Origin of the sequence: Pseudomonas sp. TMW22091, from assembly GCF_022496705.1 — a bacterium.
Classification (GTDB): domain Bacteria; phylum Pseudomonadota; class Gammaproteobacteria; order Pseudomonadales; family Pseudomonadaceae; genus Aquipseudomonas; species Aquipseudomonas saxonica.
Genome location: NZ_SCFI01000003.1, coordinates 488339 through 505745, shown reverse-complemented (window position 1 = coordinate 505745; position 17407 = coordinate 488339). Strand labels below are relative to the sequence as shown.

17 protein-coding genes are annotated in these 17407 nt (G+C 58.0%); 15 read left to right on the top strand and 2 right to left on the bottom strand.

What is annotated here, in order from left to right:
* Nucleotides 1–85: 85 nt before the first annotated feature.
* The 15 genes from EQV93_RS08975 (at nt 86) to EQV93_RS08905 (ending at nt 15253) form a co-directional block, all read left to right on the top strand.
* Nucleotides 86–655 carry a hypothetical protein gene (locus EQV93_RS08975; RefSeq protein ID WP_122783009.1) on the top strand — a complete coding sequence of 190 codons (570 nt, stop codon included), beginning with the start codon at nt 86–88 and terminating at the stop codon, nt 653–655.
* A gap of 361 nt (nt 656–1016) precedes the next feature.
* Nucleotides 1017–3146: a flagellar biosynthesis protein FlhA gene (gene flhA / locus EQV93_RS08970; protein ID WP_122783059.1), complete on the top strand. Its 2130-nt coding sequence runs from the start codon at nt 1017–1019 to the stop codon at nt 3144–3146.
* 11 nt (nt 3147–3157) lie between these two features.
* Nucleotides 3158–4471: a flagellar biosynthesis protein FlhF gene (gene flhF / locus EQV93_RS08965; protein WP_122783008.1), complete on the top strand. Its 1314-nt coding sequence runs from the start codon at nt 3158–3160 to the stop codon at nt 4469–4471.
* Between the two features lie 116 nt (nt 4472–4587).
* Entirely contained in the window at nt 4588–5418 is an 831-nt protein-coding gene (gene fleN, locus EQV93_RS08960; RefSeq protein ID WP_122783007.1) for a flagellar synthesis regulator FleN, read from the top strand.
* On the top strand, nt 5415–6158 hold the full coding sequence (fliA, locus tag EQV93_RS08955) for an RNA polymerase sigma factor FliA (protein WP_233609141.1): 744 nt from the start codon (nt 5415–5417) through the stop codon (nt 6156–6158). Before fleN ends, fliA begins: the two co-directional genes overlap by 4 nt.
* Before the next feature lie 244 nt (nt 6159–6402).
* A complete protein-coding gene (locus tag EQV93_RS08950) occupies nt 6403–6774 on the top strand; it encodes a chemotaxis response regulator CheY (RefSeq protein ID WP_167654222.1) in 372 nt (123 codons plus the stop codon).
* 20 nt (nt 6775–6794) lie between these two features.
* Nucleotides 6795–7583 (top strand): protein phosphatase CheZ, encoded by a 789-nt coding sequence (locus EQV93_RS08945; RefSeq protein ID WP_122783005.1) that lies wholly within the window; start codon nt 6795–6797, stop codon nt 7581–7583.
* A 70-nt stretch (nt 7584–7653) separates the two neighbouring features.
* Nucleotides 7654–9828, top strand: coding sequence for a chemotaxis protein CheA (locus EQV93_RS08940; protein WP_240891392.1), 2175 nt, complete (start codon nt 7654–7656; stop codon nt 9826–9828).
* Nucleotides 9829–9874: 46 nt separating this feature from the next.
* Nucleotides 9875–11005 carry a protein-glutamate methylesterase/protein-glutamine glutaminase gene (locus EQV93_RS08935; protein WP_240891391.1) on the top strand — a complete coding sequence of 377 codons (1131 nt, stop codon included), beginning with the start codon at nt 9875–9877 and terminating at the stop codon, nt 11003–11005.
* Nucleotides 11005–11745: a flagellar motor protein gene (locus EQV93_RS08930; RefSeq protein WP_122783002.1), complete on the top strand. Its 741-nt coding sequence runs from the start codon at nt 11005–11007 to the stop codon at nt 11743–11745. Before EQV93_RS08935 ends, EQV93_RS08930 begins: the two co-directional genes overlap by 1 nt.
* A 2-nt stretch (nt 11746–11747) precedes the next feature.
* Nucleotides 11748–12638: a flagellar motor protein MotD gene (gene motD, locus EQV93_RS08925; RefSeq protein ID WP_146383699.1), complete on the top strand. Its 891-nt coding sequence runs from the start codon at nt 11748–11750 to the stop codon at nt 12636–12638.
* A 41-nt stretch (nt 12639–12679) separates the two neighbouring features.
* On the top strand, nt 12680–13468 hold the full coding sequence (locus EQV93_RS08920; protein WP_122783000.1) for a ParA family protein: 789 nt from the start codon (nt 12680–12682) through the stop codon (nt 13466–13468).
* An 84-nt stretch (nt 13469–13552) separates the two neighbouring features.
* Nucleotides 13553–14320 (top strand): CheW domain-containing protein, encoded by a 768-nt coding sequence (locus EQV93_RS08915; protein WP_122783057.1) that lies wholly within the window; start codon nt 13553–13555, stop codon nt 14318–14320.
* A 57-nt stretch (nt 14321–14377) separates the two neighbouring features.
* Nucleotides 14378–14860, top strand: coding sequence for a chemotaxis protein CheW (locus tag EQV93_RS08910; protein ID WP_122782999.1), 483 nt, complete (start codon nt 14378–14380; stop codon nt 14858–14860).
* Nucleotides 14861–15253 carry a DUF2802 domain-containing protein gene (locus EQV93_RS08905; RefSeq protein WP_146383697.1) on the top strand — a complete coding sequence of 131 codons (393 nt, stop codon included), beginning with the start codon at nt 14861–14863 and terminating at the stop codon, nt 15251–15253. It begins immediately after the preceding gene.
* Nucleotides 15254–15467: 214 nt separating this feature from the next.
* On the opposite strand, the gene EQV93_RS08900 is transcribed toward EQV93_RS08905, so the two are convergent.
* A complete protein-coding gene (locus tag EQV93_RS08900; protein ID WP_240891390.1) occupies nt 15468–15794 on the bottom strand; it encodes an EscU/YscU/HrcU family type III secretion system export apparatus switch protein in 327 nt (108 codons plus the stop codon).
* On the bottom strand, nt 15791–17362 hold the full coding sequence (fliK, locus tag EQV93_RS08895) for a flagellar hook-length control protein FliK (RefSeq protein WP_240891389.1): 1572 nt from the start codon (nt 17360–17362) through the stop codon (nt 15791–15793). The genes EQV93_RS08900 and fliK overlap by 4 nt, the downstream gene beginning before the upstream one ends.
* Nucleotides 17363–17407 lie beyond the last annotated feature (45 nt).

The window sequence follows — 17407 nt, the reverse complement described above, 5'->3', positions numbered from 1 at the left end:
TTTGTCAGTAGAGGCTTCGTGCAAATCTGCTTAACTTGAAACGGCAGGTGTCATATTAATTCGTGTGCAGGCAAGGAGAGGCGCGATGTCGATCGAGTTAACCCTGATTCCTGATGGTGCTGTTCGAACTTATGCGTTGAGTGATTCTTTTGCCACGGCCCATGTGGATCTGGATGGGCTATTCCCCAAGTTCCCTGCGCTGGAGGGTACTTTTGCGATTTTCTGGATAGATCAATTATCGGATCAACGCATCGTCGGGTTTAGCACCGAAGGCTCCAACTTGCTGGCAGTCATTTCTTTGCCCACAGCTCCGCAAGGGTGGGGCAGTGAGGAGTATTACTCCGCGATCATGGATCGGTGTTTCAAGGAGCGTGACAGCATCCTGCAATTTTTGCGCAAATCTCTGAGCTTTGAAGGCATCAATGGGCGTTGTGTGCGCAGTTTTATCCTGTGCAACCTGGTGCGTCAGTTGCAGTTGGACAGCGTACCGGTCTGGAAAGATCGTCCGCGAACCCGTGATGGTCGTTGTGGCGACATCTTGATTGGTGGGCATGGTAGCGAGCGTTACGAGCCTAATCGCAAGATTGACGTGGTGTTTGGTGCCAACAGCAGCGCGTGCCTGGTGATTGATTTGGGTGAATGGCGCTGGAATTGATGGCGGGTCCCATACCCTCACCCTAGCCCTCTCCCAGAGGGAGAGGGGACTAAAAGCAGATGTGCGCAATGGCAACCATCAAGCCCTTTCTCGCAGAGGCAGAGGTAGAGGGGGGCTAAAAGAGGATATCCGCAACGCCACCCATCAAGCCTTTTCTCGCAGAGGCAGAGGTAGAGGGGGGCTAAAAGCGGATATCCGCAACGCCAACAACCTAGTCCCCTCTCCCTCTGGGAGAGGGTTAGGGTGAGGGTAGCTTTTGATTCTGATGTGGCAATTGGCCAAAGTTGGAAGGCTTCTTGCAAAGGCAGGCTTTACGGCGCATTCAGCGTCAAAAGTTTGCTAAAGGTTTGTTGCAATGTCATTGGATCGCTCTCAGTTAATCAACACAGCCCGTAATGGCCTGGCCGGTTTGGGGCAAGGGCAGTTGGGCGTGCCGTTGCTGCTGTTGGTGATGCTGGCAATGATGATGTTGCCGATTCCGCCTTTTCTCCTCGATGTGTTCTTTACCTTCAACATTGCCCTCTCCATCGTTGTGCTGCTGGTCTGCGTCTACGCGCTGCGCCCGTTGGATTTCGCGGTATTCCCCACTATTTTGCTGGTCGCGACGTTGATGCGCCTGGCACTCAACGTGGCTTCCACCCGAGTGGTCATGCTCCACGGTCAGGACGGTCATGCCGCGGCCGGCAAGGTGATTCAGGCCTTTGGCGAGGTGGTGATCGGCGGCAATTATGTCGTTGGTATCGTGGTCTTCGCCATTTTGATGATCATCAACTTTGTGGTTGTGACCAAAGGTGCCGGGCGCATTTCCGAGGTGAGCGCACGCTTCACCCTCGACGCCATGCCCGGTAAGCAAATGGCCATTGATGCTGACCTCAACGCGGGCCTGATCGATCAGAATCAAGCCAAGCTGCGTCGTCAGGAAGTCGCCCAGGAGGCCGAGTTCTACGGCTCGATGGACGGCGCCAGTAAATTCGTGCGCGGTGATGCCATCGCCGGTCTGTTGATCCTGTTTATTAACCTGATCGGCGGCATCGCGGTGGGTATCTTTCAGCACGGCATGACCTTTACCGACGCCGGCAAGGTTTACGCCTTGCTGACCATCGGTGACGGTTTGGTGGCGCAGCTGCCTTCGTTGCTGCTGTCCACCGCTGCGGCGATTATGGTTACCCGTGCCTCTGGCTCCGAAGACATGGGCAAGCAGATCAACCGGCAGATGTTTGCCTCGCCCAAAGCCTTGGCGGTGTCGGCGGGCTTGATGGCGGTCATGGGTATCGTGCCGGGCATGCCGCACTTCTCCTTTCTGAGCCTGGCGGCTGTCGCCGGTGGCGTGGCGTATTTGATGTGGAAGAAGCAAAACGCAGCCAAAACTCAAGCCTTGCAGGAAGTGAAGTTGCAACAAGACCTGCTGCCGTCCCCGGCCCGTGCCCAAGAGACCAAAGAGCTGGGTTGGGATGACGTCACGCCTATCGACATGATTGGCCTTGAAGTGGGTTATCGACTTATTCCGTTGGTGGACCGCAATCAGGGTGGTCAATTGCTGGCGCGGATCAAGGGTGTGCGCAAGAAGCTTTCACAGGATCTGGGCTTTCTGATGCCTACCGTGCACATTCGCGACAACCTTGATCTGGCCCCCAGCGCCTACCGCTTGACCTTGATGGGCGTGATTCTGGCCGAGGCCGAGATTTACCCGGATCGAGAAATGGCAATCAACCCGGGGCAGGTGTTTGGCACGCTCAACGGCATCACCACCCAAGACCCGGCCTTTGGCCTCGAAGCGGTGTGGATCGAGGTCAGCCAGCGCAATCAGGCCCAGTCGCTGGGTTACACCGTGGTTGACGCCAGCACGGTCGTGGCCACCCATTTGAACCAGATTCTGTACAAGCACTCCCATGAGCTGATCGGTCATGAGGAAGTGCAGCAATTGATGCAGTTGCTGGCCAAGTCTTCGCCCAAATTGGCAGAAGAACTGGTACCGGGCGTATTGAGCCTCTCACAGCTGCTCAAAGTGTTGCAGGCGCTGCTGGCCGAGCAGGTGCCCGTGCGCGATATTCGCAGCATTGCCGAGGCCGTCGCCAACAATGCTCACAAGAGTCAAGATACTGCCGCTTTGGTGGCCGCCGTGCGTGTCGGGTTGTCCCGCGCTATCGTGCAAAGCATTGTAGGCGTTGAGTCCGAGCTGCCTGTTATCACCCTGGAACCCAGGTTGGAACAAATATTGCTCAATAGTTTGCAAAAGGCCGGACAAGGCCAGGAAGAGGGCGTTTTGCTGGAGCCGAGCATGGCTGAAAAGCTACAGCGCTCATTGATTGACGCGGCTCAGCGTCAGGAAATGCAAGGCAACCCGGTGATCTTGCTGGTGGCAGGCCCGGTACGCGCAATGCTTTCGCGGTTTGGCCGTTTGGCGGTACCTAACCTGCATGTGCTGGCGTACCAGGAAATCCCGGATAACAAGCAAGTCACGATTGTTGCGACAGTAGGCCCGAACGGCTGAGGGTTTGATTTATGCAAGTGAAGCGATTTTTCGCCGCCGATATGCGTCAGGCCATGAAGCTGATTCGTGATGAGTTGGGCGCTGATGCCGCCATTATTGGCAATCGCCGCATTGCCGGCGGCGTTGAGTTGACCGCAGCGCTGGATTACAAGCTGTCTGCCTTGGCCCCCCGCGTGCCGAACGTAGAGCTTGAAGAAGAGCTGCGCAAAACCCAGTCCAAAATAGTCTCGGCGCAGGCCGAGCTAAGCCTGCGCAGCGAAGGCGACGGTGATGTAAACCGCCAGCTGTTTGCCGGCTTGCCCTTGACGGCTGCCGAGCCGTTGATTGAGCCGACGCTCGAAGAGCCGCCGCGCCCGGCTGCGACGCCTTCGACCGGCATTGACCGTCGTGTCTTTGACAGCATGCGTTCAGAGCTCAATGGCCTGCGTGAATTACTCGAAGTGCAACTGGGCTCGCTTGCCTGGAATCAGTTGCAAGGTGCCAAGCCTGCGCAAGCAAATTTGTGGCGCCGGTTGCAACGTATTGGTTTGTCGGGGCCGTTGTCCCGTGATCTATTGGCGCAAGTTGCCGAAATTGAAGAGCCACGTCAGGCCTGGCGCATGCTGTTGGCGCATCTGGCGAGGATGATTACGACCCCGGAAATCGAGCCGCTTGAAGAAGGCGGCGTGATCGCTATGGTCGGCCCGGCTGGTATGGGTAAAACCACAACGCTGGCTAAGCTGGCGGCGCGATATGTACTCAAGTACGGCGCGCAACACATCGCATTGGTGAGCATGGATAGCTTTCGTATTGGCGCTCAGGAGCAACTCAAGACCCTGGGCCGAATTCTCAATGTTCCGGTAACTCACGTAGCGCCGGGCCAGTCGTTGGGTCAGACGCTCGAGCCCTTGGTGCGCAAGCGCGTGGTGTTGATTGACACTGCAGGCCTGCAAGCCAGTGACCCGGCGCTGCGTCTGCAACTGGAAAGCCTGGCGGGACGCGGGATCAAGGCACGTAATTACCTGGTGCTGGCCACCACCAGTCAGAAGCAGGTGTTGCAGGCCGCCTACCTCAGCTATAAACGCTGCGGGCTGGCCGGTTGCATTCTGACTAAACTCGATGAAACGGCCTGTTTGGGCGAAGTGCTGAGCCTGGCAATCAGCAACGATTTGCCGGTGGCGTATCTGACTGACGGCCCGCGTATCCCCGACGACCTGCATCTGCCGCGTCGTCATCAGTTGGTGAGTCGTGCAGTCAGTGTGCAAATGCAGGAAGATCCCAGCGAGGAGGCCATGGCCGATATGTTCGCTGATATCTATACCAGCCCCCCCGAGCGGGTCGGTTAAGCGAGTCAATATGAGTTGCAATGTACCTACACCGATGGTTTGCAAGGTGTGGTGCCTTCGGGCACACGCAGCCAGCCGTTGTAGCCGCGTCTAAGAAAGACAAGGTAAGAAAGATCATGGGCAGCATGCATCCCGTACAGGTGATCGCAGTGACCGGCGGCAAAGGTGGCGTCGGTAAAACTAACGTGTCAGTGAATTTGTCCATCGCGTTGGCCGAACTGGGTCGGCGTGTGATGTTGATGGACGCTGATCTTGGGTTGGCTAACGTTGATGTCCTGCTGGGGCTGACCCCCAAATACACCCTGGCCGATGTGGTCGAGGGCCGTTGTGAGCTGCGCGATGTCCTGCTGACAGGCCCCGGCGGTATACGTATCGTACCGGCCGCTTCTGGCACTCAGAGCATGGTCAACCTGAGTCCGGCGCAGCATGCGGGCCTGATTCAGGCGTTCAGTGACCTCAGTGACAACCTCGATGTGCTGGTGATCGATACCGCAGCCGGCATCGGTGATTCGGTCGTGAGTTTTGTTCGAGCCGCCCAAGAGGTGTTGCTGGTGGTCTGCGATGAGCCCACGTCGATCACGGATGCCTACGCGCTGATCAAGTTGCTGAACCGCGATTACGGCATGAACCGCTTCCGCGTATTGGCCAATATGGCGCAAAGCCCTCAGGAAGGCCGCAACCTGTTTGCCAAGCTGACCAAGGTCACGGACCGCTTTCTTGACGTTGCCCTGCAATACGTGGGCGCTATCCCCTATGACGAATGCGTACGCAAGGCGGTGCAAAAACAGCGCGCCGTGTATGAAGCATTTCCGCGTTCCAAATGCTCGCTGGCCTTCAAGGCCATCGCGCAAAAAGTCGACACGTGGCCGTTACCGGCCAATCCCCGAGGCCATCTCGAATTTTTTGTCGAGCGTCTTGTGCAGCAAGCAGGTGGAGGACGGCATTGATGACCGCGAGCGGCTATCGCATGTACAGCAAGGCGTCGCGCGACAATCAGTACGAACTGATCGAGCGCTACGCACCGTTGGTCAAGCGTATTGCCTATCACCTGCTGGCGCGCTTGCCCGCCAGCGTGCAGGTGGATGATTTGATCCAGGCCGGGATGATCGGTCTGCTTGAAGTGTCGACCAAGTACGACGCAACCAAAGGTGCGAGTTTTGAGACGTACGCGGGCATTCGCATTCGCGGCGCCATGCTCGATGAAGTGCGCAAGGGCGACTGGGCGCCACGCTCGGTGCACCGCAATACGCGCATGGTCAGTGACGCAATTCGCGTTATTGAAGCAAAAACCGGGTGTGACGCTAAAGATCATGAGGTTGCGGCCGAACTCCAGTTAAGCCTGGATGATTATTACGCCATTTTGAATGACACCCTGGGCAGCCGCTTGTTCAGCTTCGATGATCTGTTGCAGGACGGCGAGCACGAAGGGCTGCATGAAGATGGCGCCAGCGCGCACCTTGAACCCTCGCGGGATCTGGAAGACGAGCGCTTTCAGGTGGCGTTGGCCGAGGCCATCAGCCTGTTGCCGGAGCGCGAGCGTCTGGTGCTGGCGCTGTATTACGACGAGGAGTTGAACCTCAAGGAAATCGGCGAAGTGCTGGGGGTCAGCGAATCGCGGGTCAGCCAGTTGCACAGCCAGTGCGCCGCGCGTTTGCGCGCCCGTCTGGGCCAGTGGCGCGCACATTGAAACACTGATTCATTCGTAGCAGCTGCCGCAGGCTGCGTTCGATTGCGCAGCGATCGTCAACCCAGAGCCCGTGGTGTGGCAGATACGCCGCAGTCGCTGCATTGACGACGGCTTTGCCGCCGAACGTCGCCTGCGGCAACTGCTACGAAATTGACGGGCTTTTGATAATTACCGAATTGATTGAATGGCGCGCTCAGAGTGTGGGCGCGGCAAAGACCGCTTGGAGGCCGTATTGGACAAGAACATGAAGATCCTTATCGTTGATGACTTTTCAACGATGCGCCGGATCATTAAAAACCTGTTGCGTGACCTCGGGTTCACGAACACGGTCGAGGCGGATGACGGCAACACCGCGTTGCCGATCCTCAGGTTGGGCAGCATCGACTTTCTGGTGACCGACTGGAACATGCCGGGCATGAGCGGTATCGATTTGCTGCGTCAGGTGCGAGCCGACGAAAAGCTCAAACATTTGCCTGTCCTCATGGTGACGGCCGAGGCTAAGCGCGAGCAAATCATCGAAGCGGCCCAAGCCGGAGTTAACGGCTACGTGGTCAAGCCGTTCACGGCTCAGGCGCTCAAAGACAAGATCGAAAAAATCTTTGAACGCATCGGTTGATCGGCTGGAAGGGGGGCGCAATGGAGCATAAAGAAGCGACTCAGGGCGAGTTTGAATCGACCCTGAAAAAACATGCGCGCGAATTGGTCGAAAGCCTTGAAAAAGGGCAGTTCGGCGAGGCAGTGCAGTTGATTCATGAACTGAACCAGACCCGCGACCGCGGTCTGTACCAGGAAGTCGGCAAGCTGACCCGCGAGTTGCACAGCTCCATCGTCAACTTTCAAATAGATCCTGGCATGCCGCGTGCCGAAGAAGTGTCACAGATCACCGATGCCGCCGATCGTTTGGCTTATGTTGTAAAGCTGACGGAAGCGGCGGCCAATCGGACGATGGATTTGGTCGAAAGCAGTACACCGCTGGTCAATGCCTTGGGCACGGATGCCAAGGCGTTGAGTGCCGATTGGGGGCGCTTTATGCGTCGCGAAGTCGGTGCCGAGGAGTTTCGTGAGCTGGCGCGTCGCGTAGACAGTTTTTTGACGCGCAGTGACATTGAGAGCACCCAGGTATCAGCCAACCTCACTGATATTTTGATGGCTCAGGATTATCAGGACCTCACGGGTCAGGTGATCAAGCGGGTGACGCAATTGGTCACCGACGTTGAAAGTAATTTGCTCAAGCTGGTGTTGATGGCCAGCCAGGTTGATCGCTTTGCCGGCATCGAACACGACCGCGAGGCACTGCGTGCTGAAAATAATTCGCAAAAAAACCTGACCAAGGGTGAAGGTCCGCAGATTCATGCCGATAAACGTGAAGATGTCGTGTCCGGCCAGGATGATGTTGACGATTTATTGTCCAGTTTAGGTTTCTAGGCACCGAGTAAATGCCCCTGTACGGTTCTGTGCGGCGGCGTCCAAAGGCCCTATTTCAAGGAGCACGTACATGAGCTTCGGCGCCGATGAAGAAATCCTTCAGGATTTCCTGGTTGAAGCCGGCGAGATTCTAGAGCTGTTGTCCGAACAACTGGTTGAGCTGGAAAGCCGACCAGATGATGCGGACTTGCTCAATGCAATTTTTCGCGGTTTTCACACTGTAAAAGGGGGCGCCGGCTTTCTACAACTCAATGAGCTTGTGGAGTGCTGCCATATCGCCGAAAACGTATTCGACATCCTGCGCAAGGGTGAGCGAAGCGTAGACGCCGAGCTGATGGACGTAGTCCTTGAAGCGCTCGATGCGGTCAATGGCATGTTTGCTGAGGTTCGTGAACGCAGCCCGATCACGGCTGCCACGCCCGAACTGCTGGCGGCTTTGGCGCGTTTGGCTGAACCTGCTACAAGCCAGCCGGTGGCTGCGCTTGAACCGGCCAGGCAGGCAGAGACTGCCGGCGACATTACCGACAGCGAATTTGAGTTGCTGCTCGACTCGCTCAATGCGGTCAATGCGGTCAAGGCGGCAGCCGCCGAGCCTCAGCCGGTAAACCCGCCAGCACCCGCCAGTGATGAAATCAGCGATGCCGAGTTTGAGTCTTTGCTCGATCAGCTGCATGGCAAAGGGCAGTTCTCCCCCGATACCGTCACCAGCGTTGCGTCAGAGCCCGCAGTCGAAGCCACTGCGCCTGCCAGCAATGAAATCACTGACGACGAATTTGAAGCCTTGCTCGATCAATTGCATGGCAAAGGCTCGTTCAATACCGATGCGCTGGACGCGGTGGTAACAGCTCCCGCACAGAGTGCCGTGGAAGCACCGGCCAACCCCGATCACATCAGTGATCACGAATTTGAAGCGTTGCTGGATGAGCTGCACGGCAAGGGCCAGTTTTCAGTCCCAAGCCCTGCAGTCGATGGTGCGCAAGCGCCCGTCGCGGCCAAGCCGGTCGACGCGGCTCCGGCACGTTCAGCCCCGGCCCGCACGCCGGCTGCCCAGCCGGAAAAGGCTCATGCCAACGAGGCAGAGACCACCGTACGGGTGGACACGGCGCGGCTTGACGACATCATGAACATGGTCGGCGAGCTGGTGCTGGTGCGTAACCGTTTGGTGCGACTGGGCCTTAACAGCAGCGATGAAGAAATGGCCAAGGCCGTCTCCAACCTCGATGTGGTCACGGCAGACTTGCAGACCGCGGTCATGAAGACGCGTATGCAGCCGATCAAAAAAGTCTTCGGGCGCTTCCCGCGCCTGGTTCGCGACTTGGCTCGTCAGTTGAAAAAAGAAATCAGCCTGGAGCTGGTGGGCGAAGAAACCGATCTGGACAAAAACCTGGTCGAGGCGCTGGCCGATCCGTTGGTTCACTTGGTGCGCAACGCGGTTGACCACGGTTGCGAAACCCCCGAAGAGCGCGAAGCTGCCGGCAAAAATCGTTGTGGCCGGGTGATCCTGTCTGCCGAGCAAGAGGGTGACCATATCCTGCTGTCGATTTCTGATGACGGCAAAGGGATGGACGCCAACGTGCTCCGGGCGATTGCCGTCAAGAAGGGTTTGATGGACAAGGACGCCGCTGACCGCCTCAGCGAGTCTGATTGTTACAACCTGATTTTTGCCCCCGGGTTCTCGACCAAAACCGAGATCAGCGACGTGTCCGGGCGCGGCGTTGGCATGGACGTGGTGAAAACCAAGATCGCCCAGCTCAATGGCTCTTTGAGCATTGAATCGACCTTGGGTCGCGGCTCGAAAATCGTCATCAAGGTGCCACTGACGCTGGCCATCATGCCGACACTGATGGTGATGCTGGGCAATCAGGCATTCGCCTTCCCGCTGGTCAATGTGAACGAAATTTTCCACCTCGACCTGTCACACACCAATGTGGTCGATGGTCAGGAAGTGGTGATTGTGCGTGACAAGGCGCTGCCGCTGTTCTACCTCAAGCGCTGGCTGGTGGCGTCTGCGATTCACGAAGAGCAACGCGAAGGGCATGTGGTGATTCTCTCGGTAGGCACCCAGCGCATCGGTTTTGTGGTCGATCAACTGGTTGGCCAGGAAGAGGTGGTCATCAAGCCATTGGGCAAGATGCTTCAGGGCACGCCGGGTATGTCGGGTGCCACCATTACCGGTGATGGCCGTATTGCCTTGATCCTCGATGTGCCGAGCATGCTCAAGCACTACGCTTCGCGGCGTATTTGATTCTAGTGGTGTGGGCGGTGCGTTCGCGCCGCCTAACGGAGTGTTTATGGTAGTCAAAGTCCTGGTGGTGGATGATTCCGGTTTTTTCCGCCGCCGTGTCTCGGAAATTCTCTCGGCTGATCCCACTATTCAGGTGATCGGTACGGCCACCAATGGCAAGGAAGCCATTGATCAGGCGCTGGCCCTCAAACCCGACGTGATCACCATGGATTACGAGATGCCGTTGATGGATGGCATCACGGCCGTGCGCCACATCATGCAGCGCTGCCCGACCCCGGTGTTGATGTTCTCTTCACTGACCCACGAAGGCGCCCGCGTGACACTCGACGCGCTGGATGCCGGGGCGGTGGATTTCCTGCCGAAAAACTTTGAAGACATCTCGCGTAATCCCGAGAAGGTCAAACAAATGCTCTGCGAAAAGGTTCACAGCATTTCGCGCAGCAACCGTCGTCTGTCCAGCTACAGTGCAGCGCCCGCGCCATCTCCTGCGCCGGTAGCCAGCAAGCCGGCATTGGGCGGCTTTGTGCCGCCGCCTGCGCCAGCTGCCCCGGCCCGCATCACACCGATTGCCAGCCGTTCTACGACTGCCCCGGTCTCGGCCGCGCCCAAGCGCAAAGCCTACAAGTTGGTGGCCATCGGCACGTCGACAGGTGGGCCAGTGGCGTTGCAGCGGGTACTGACCCAATTGCCGGGTAACTTTCCGGCGCCCATTGTGCTGGTTCAACACATGCCGGCGGCGTTTACCAAAGCGTTTGCAGAGCGTCTCGACAAACTGTGCCGCATCAGCGTCAAGGAAGCCGAGGACGGCGATATGTTGCGTCCGGGGTTGGCGTTACTGGCGCCTGGAGGCAAACAAATGATGATCGATGGTCGCGGTGCGGTGCGCATCCTGCCCGGGGACGAGCGCCTTAACTACAAGCCGTGCGTGGATATTACGTTTGGCTCGGCGGCCAAGTCCTTCGGTGACAAGGTGTTGGCGGTGGTGCTGACCGGCATGGGCGCGGACGGCCGCGAAGGCGCGCGTTTGCTCAAGCAGGGCGGCAGCGCGGTATGGGCCCAGGACGAAGCCAGTTGCGTGATCTACGGCATGCCAATGGCTATCGTCAAAGCCGATCTGGCGGATGCGGTGTACAGCCTCGACGATATTGGTCGCAACCTGATCGAGGCCTGTCACTGATGGATGTACTGAGCCTGATCGGCATCATCATGGCGTTTGTTGCCATCATCGGCGGCAACTACCTGGAAGGCGGCCATCTGGGCGCTTTAGCCAATGGCCCGGCAGCCTTGATTGTATTGGGTGGCACGGTGGGCGCAGCGCTGTTGCAATCGCCCATGAGCGCGTTCAAACGGGCCATGCAAACGGTTCGCTGGATCCTCTTTCCGCCGCACATCGACATGGCCGGCGGTATTGATCGGGTCGTCAACTGGAGTCTTACGGCGCGCAAGGAAGGCCTGCTGGGCCTTGAAGGCGTGGCGGATGCCGAGCCCGACAGTTACTCGCGTAAAGGCTTGCAACTGCTGGTCGACGGGGTAGAGCCCGAAGCCATTCGCAGTGTGCTGGAAGTCGATTACATGACCCAGGAAAGTCGCGACGTCGAGGCGGCCAAAGTCTTTGAAAGCATGGGTGGATATGCACCCACCATCGGCATCATCGGTGCGGTGATGGGCTTGATCCATGTGATGGGCAACCTGGCTGACCCGGCCCAATTGGGCAGCGGCATTGCCGTGGCTTTTGTGGCGACCATTTATGGCGTGGCCAGTGCCAACCTCGTGCTGTTGCCGGTGGCCAGTAAACTTAAAGCCATTGCCCAGCGCCAGTCGCTGTACCGCGAGATGTTGCTCGAAGGCATTCTGTCGATTGCCGAAGGTGAAAACCCGCGCTCCATCGAACTTAAACTGCAAGGCTTTGTAGGTTAACCATGAGTCGCCGTCGCCGCTCCGAGGATGAGCACGTCAATCACGAACGCTGGCTGGTGTCCTACGCGGATTTCATCACCTTGTTGTTTGCTTTCTTTGTCGTCATGTACTCCATTTCGTCGATCAATGAAGGCAAATACAAGGTGATCTCGCAGGCGCTGGTGGGGGTGTTCAATGACCCGGAGCGCAGCATGAAGCCTATTCCCATTGGTGATGAGCGACCGCTGAGCACCACCCCCGCCGAGCCGCTGATCAAAGACAGTGAGCACACCGATGCAGGCATCGGCCAGATGCCGACTGATCCGCTCAAAACCATTGCCGATGACATCAGCCGTGCGTTTGGCGATTTGATCGCCTCCAATCAATTGACGGTGCGCGGTAATGAGCTGTGGGTCGAAATCGAGTTGAACTCCAGTTTGTTATTTGGCAGCGGCGATGCCATGCCCAGTGATATGGCCTTCACCATCATCGACAAAGTGGCCGCGATCCTGAAACCTTTCGATAACCCGGTTCACGTCGAAGGTTTTACTGACAACCAGCCGATTCGCACGTCGCAATACCCGACCAACTGGGAGCTGTCCTCAGCCCGTTCGGCCAGCATCGTACGCATGCTGGCGATGCAAGGTGTCAGCCCCGCACGCATGGCCTCGGTGGGCTACGGCGAATTTCAGCCAGTGGCCAATAACGCCACCCCACAAGGCCGGGCAATGAACCGTCGGGTGGTGCTGGTGGTGTCGCGCAACCTGGAAGTGCGGCGCAGCCTGACCGGCGTAGGCAGCGCCAACGCGACTGCCGATGCCGCGCTCAAGCGCGCTGGCACACAAACTGCACCGCAGCAAACAAAGCCACGGGTTGGTGGGGATACCGTCAATTCTCCGTCGTCGCCCTTATAAGATTTTCGGCCGGCATGTACGAAGCCGGGAGGAACCACTAAATGAGAGTCTGGGCAGTAGCCAATCAAAAAGGTGGCGTCGGCAAGACGACCACATCCATAGCGCTGGCCGGTTTGCTGGCCGAGGCGGGTAAACGCGTTGTGGTGGTCGATCTCGACCCGCACGGTTCCATGACCAGCTACTTCGGTTATGACCCCGATGGCCTTGAACACAGCGTCTACGATTTGTTCTTGCACAAAGGGCAAGTGCCGCAAGGGTTGGCGGCGCAGTTGCTGCTGCCCACCAGCCACGCCAATATCGCCTTGCTGCCAGCGACCACTGCACTCGCCACTCTGGAGCGTCAAGCGCCGGGTCAAAGCGGTCTGGGGCTGGTTATCGCGCGCAGCCTTGCGCAAGTGTGGCAGGACTATGATTACGCGATTATCGACAGCCCGCCGATTCTGGGTGTGCTGATGGTCAATGCATTGGCGGCGAGCCAGCAGTTGGTGATTCCGGTACAGACCGAACACCTGGCACTCAAAGGGTTGGAGCGCATGGTCCACACCCTGAGCATGATCAACCGTTCCCGCCCGCAAGAATTGCCGTTCTGCATCGTGCCAACCTTGTTTGACCGCCGCACACAAGCGTCGATCAGCACCTTGCGGGTGTTGCGCGACCTCTACCCGGACACCTTGTGGCAGGGCTTTATCCCGGTTGATACACGCTTGCGCGATGCCAGCCGGGCAGGCCAGACACCGTCACAGTTTGATGACAAAACCCGTGGCGTGATCGCTTACCGGGCGCTGCTCAAACACGTCCTGACCCGACAGCTTTCACCGCAGGCGGTGTGAGGTGGGGGTGTATTCAAGTATCCGCTGCGTGCAGCCGATAACGTCTACAAGCCTCAGATATGAGGCCGTTGAATGGGTCACCTTATGACACAACCGATAGCCGTTTCGACTCGTCCGCAATTGGCGTTGCAGTCTTATCTCGATGATTTGTTGTTTGATGCCACCGAAGCGTTGCCGCCCATCGAAGATGAGCCTCACGTCACGGTTACCGAGTCGCAAAGCGCGGAGCTGGATGAGTTCCGTGCCGCCATGCTCGAAGAAGAAGTGCGCGATGCCCGTGCCCCTGCGATGCCGGTTGAGCTGGCGAGCGTAGGTGTGGCCGCTGAAGCCTTCGTCAACCCGCTGGTAGAGGCTCACCGTCCGCGCGCGGTTGCGGCGCCTTTGCCGGTACTGGAAGACGGCCGACCTGCGTGGGCCACTGAACCCTTCGAGTGCTTGCTGTTTGACGTGGCCGGCCTGACGTTGGCGGTGCCGCTGGTATGTTTGGGGTCGATCTACTCGCTCCAAGGGCGTGAATTGACTCCCTTGTTCGGTCAGCCTGACTGGTTTTTGGGCCTGTTGCCCATTCAAAGCGGCAACCTCAAGGTGCTGGACACGGCACGCTGGGTGATGCCCGACCGCTATCGCGATGATTATCGCGAGGGTTTGCAATACGTTATTTCGGTTCAGGGCTACGAATGGGGGTTGGCCGTGCATCAAGTCAGCCGCTCGTTGCGCCTGGACCCTAACCAGATCAAATGGCGCTCTCAGCGCGGACAACGCCCCTGGCTGGCCGGCACGGTGATTGAACACATGTGCGCGCTGCTGGACGTTGAACAGTTGGCCGAATTGATTACCCAGGGCAAGGGATAAATGTATCTCCGCTGCCCGTGATCACCATCAGCGGTTTTTTAGTTAAGGGTTTGGTGCATGAACAAGTCAGCCGCACAACAGAGTAGTGAAGATCCGATCCTGCAATGGGTCACCTTCAAGCTGGACAACGAAACCTACGGCATCAACGTGATGCAAGTGCAGGAAGTGCTGCGCTACACCGAAATCGCCCCTGTACCGGGTGCGCCTTCTTACGTGTTGGGCATCATCAACCTGCGCGGCAACGTCGTCACTGTGATTGATACCCGTCAGCGGTTTGGTTTGAATAACGCTGAAATCACCGATAACACACGAATCGTGATCATCGAAGCTGACAAACAAGTGGTCGGCATTCTGGTCGACAGCGTGGCTGAAGTGGTTTACCTGCGTCAGTCTGAAATCGAAACGGCGCCGAATGTGGGCAACGATGAGTCGGCCAAATTTATCCAGGGTGTGTGCAACAAGAACGGCGAGCTGCTGATTCTGGTTGAGCTGGACAAAATGATGACCGAAGAAGAATGGTCGGACCTGGAGAACATCTGATTGATCCTTGAGGTAGCAGTAATCGTTCTGGCGCTCTTGTGGGTAGTTACCCTCTGGCAGTTCCGTTCTTACCAGCGCCGCCAGCGCGATCTGGCGACGCAGCAGGCCACGGCAGATGCCGAGCGTGACCGGCGGATCAAGGAGCTGGCGCGGCGTCTGGATACCTACCAGAACGGCAGCGTGCAGATGGGCGAAGACTTGCTGGAGCTAAGCGCGTTGGTCGCGCCGCTGCCCGAGAAGCTGGCGCAGCTGGAGCAACGCGATCCCACCAGCCTGTCGTTCAATCAGGCCGCGCGCCTGGTGAGCATGGGCGCCAGCGTCGATGAACTGACTCAGTCGTGCGGGTTGACTCAGGCTGAAGCCGAGTTGATGAGCAAGATGCACAAGGGCTGACACAAGGCTGTAGCCGCTGACGAGCACCGCGAGGCTGCGATCGACGGCGTAGCTGTCGCAGGTTGAGATTCTCACTGTGTCAGATACAACGAGGAACTCGGTTTTGCGACGATTGCATCGTCGAACGCAGCCTCGCGGTGCTCGACAGCGGCTACATGGGTTTAGACCTTGCGCAGCACTCTGTGCAAGCGTCCCCCAGCGTGCTCGTTACTGTTTAAGGTGTTTGGCCTGGGGTGATATCGCGCTCTAAGGGCTGTTCATCGGGGTCAAACCCTTCCGGGAATTTGCCTTTGAGTTGCCAGGCAAAAGCAATGATTTCTGCCAGTGTTCGATACAGCTCCTGCGGGATGCTGTCTCCAAGCTCCATCCGTGCCAGTAGTTTCACCAGTTCGGCATTTTCGTAAATCGGCACTTCGTGCTCGCGGGCCAGTTGCAAAATGGCCTCTGCCAGAGCGTCGTCGCCTTTGGCGGTCAACGTGGGTGCTTGTTTGCCGTCGTATTTAAGCGCAATGGCCTGCCGCGGTTCGGGTTGTCGAGTCATGCTGTTTCATCCACCCAGCGTTGTTCCAGTGGGCTTTGAGCACCTTGCGGTGGCGTGCCTTGATGGCAGTCGAGATCAGTCACAGTCAATCCTGCATCGTTCAAGCGTTGGCGCAAATGACCTAACTGGCTGGTAATCAGTTCGGCGGTAAATACCCGCTGTGCCCACAAGTGCCCCGACAAGTTCCCGCGAATAAGCTGCGCCTGTACGTGCAAAGGGCCCAACGGTGTCAGGTCGAAGGCCAGTTCAACGCGCCACAGCGGATCTTTGTTTTCGCGCACTTCAGGGCTGTCTTGCGCATCTTTTTCAGGAGGGTCTTCACGCTGGAATTTGACTTGCAGCGGCACGATGTCGTGGGCGTTGCGCATTGGGATTTCCAGCTGCCAGGTGGTAAGCAGATTGCCATCAGCCGTGCGTGTGCTTTGTTCAAGGCTGGACAGCTGATGACTTTGCAGGCGTGACAGGGCCGCAGCGGCCAACTTGAGAAGGGTTTGCAGGCTGTCTTCACCATCGCTGCTGTGCAGCGTGCGTTGTGGCAGCGGAAACCCCCCGTACTGCGGCTTGGCGCTGATCTGGCCAAGCATGCCCAGCGCAGTGCGCACAAATGTTGGCATGGCCTGGGCCTGGGTGCTTGCAGCGATGCCTGAGCTGAAGTTGGGGTTGGCAGGTGTGCCGGGCAGGATTTGCGCAATCAGGCGCAGGAGCGCGGCCTTCATGTCTACATTCAGCGACTGGGGCTGGCCATTGAGCAGGTTGGCTTCCAGAAATGCGCCGCTGTTAAGCAGGGCTGATCTCAGCAGGGCCGGGTTGCTCAATTGCGGCGCAGTCGGTAACCCGGCCAGCAAGGTGTCGATCGAAGCGCGCAACGGGGCGGACAGGTTATCGCCGGGGGACAGTTTTTGCAGAGCGCTGAGCAGCCCTTGCAATGAACCCTGGCGGCTTTGTTGGGCAGCAAGTTGTTGCGCCAGCGCCAGTTGGTCTTGTCGACCGCTCAGCGGGACGAAACTCAAGGTGTGTGCATCTTCAACCTGTGCACTCAACAAGCTGGCGACCCGCAACGGTTGCGGGCTGTCCAGCGTCAGGGTGCGGGTGCTCAGGGCGGTGTTGAGCACGCTTACCAGGGAGCGATAGACCGCCGGTTGCCCGGCTGTCTGGGGCAGCAGATAGCTGCCAAGCACTTTGCCTTGCAGCAGCGTACCCACCGGTAACTGTTGCAGGTCAAGGCGGGTGAGCGGGGCGCTGGTGCCGCTCACGCCTTGTTGCAGATTGATCGCCAGGCTGCCGGCGGAAGATGGGCTGACGATCAACAACGTGCCCAGCGCGAAGGGTTGGAGGCTGCTGACTTGCACGTTAGTCTGACGCCCGCCTTCGAGGGTCAGGTTAAGCAGCAGTTGAAAACTCGCATCGCCCTGTTTCAGCGACAGCACCTGGGCCTGAGCGGTTTGTCCGGGGCTTATCAGGCCGTTCAGAGGAGACAGCAGCTTGAACTCCTGCGCGCCAGCGACTCCGGGGCGTACACTGGCCGGGTTCGCAGGTAGGACGGGCGGAATAGTTATGTCGCTTTTCATCGTTACAACCTGTCGAAAATGCCCTCTTTTATGTAGGACATGGCA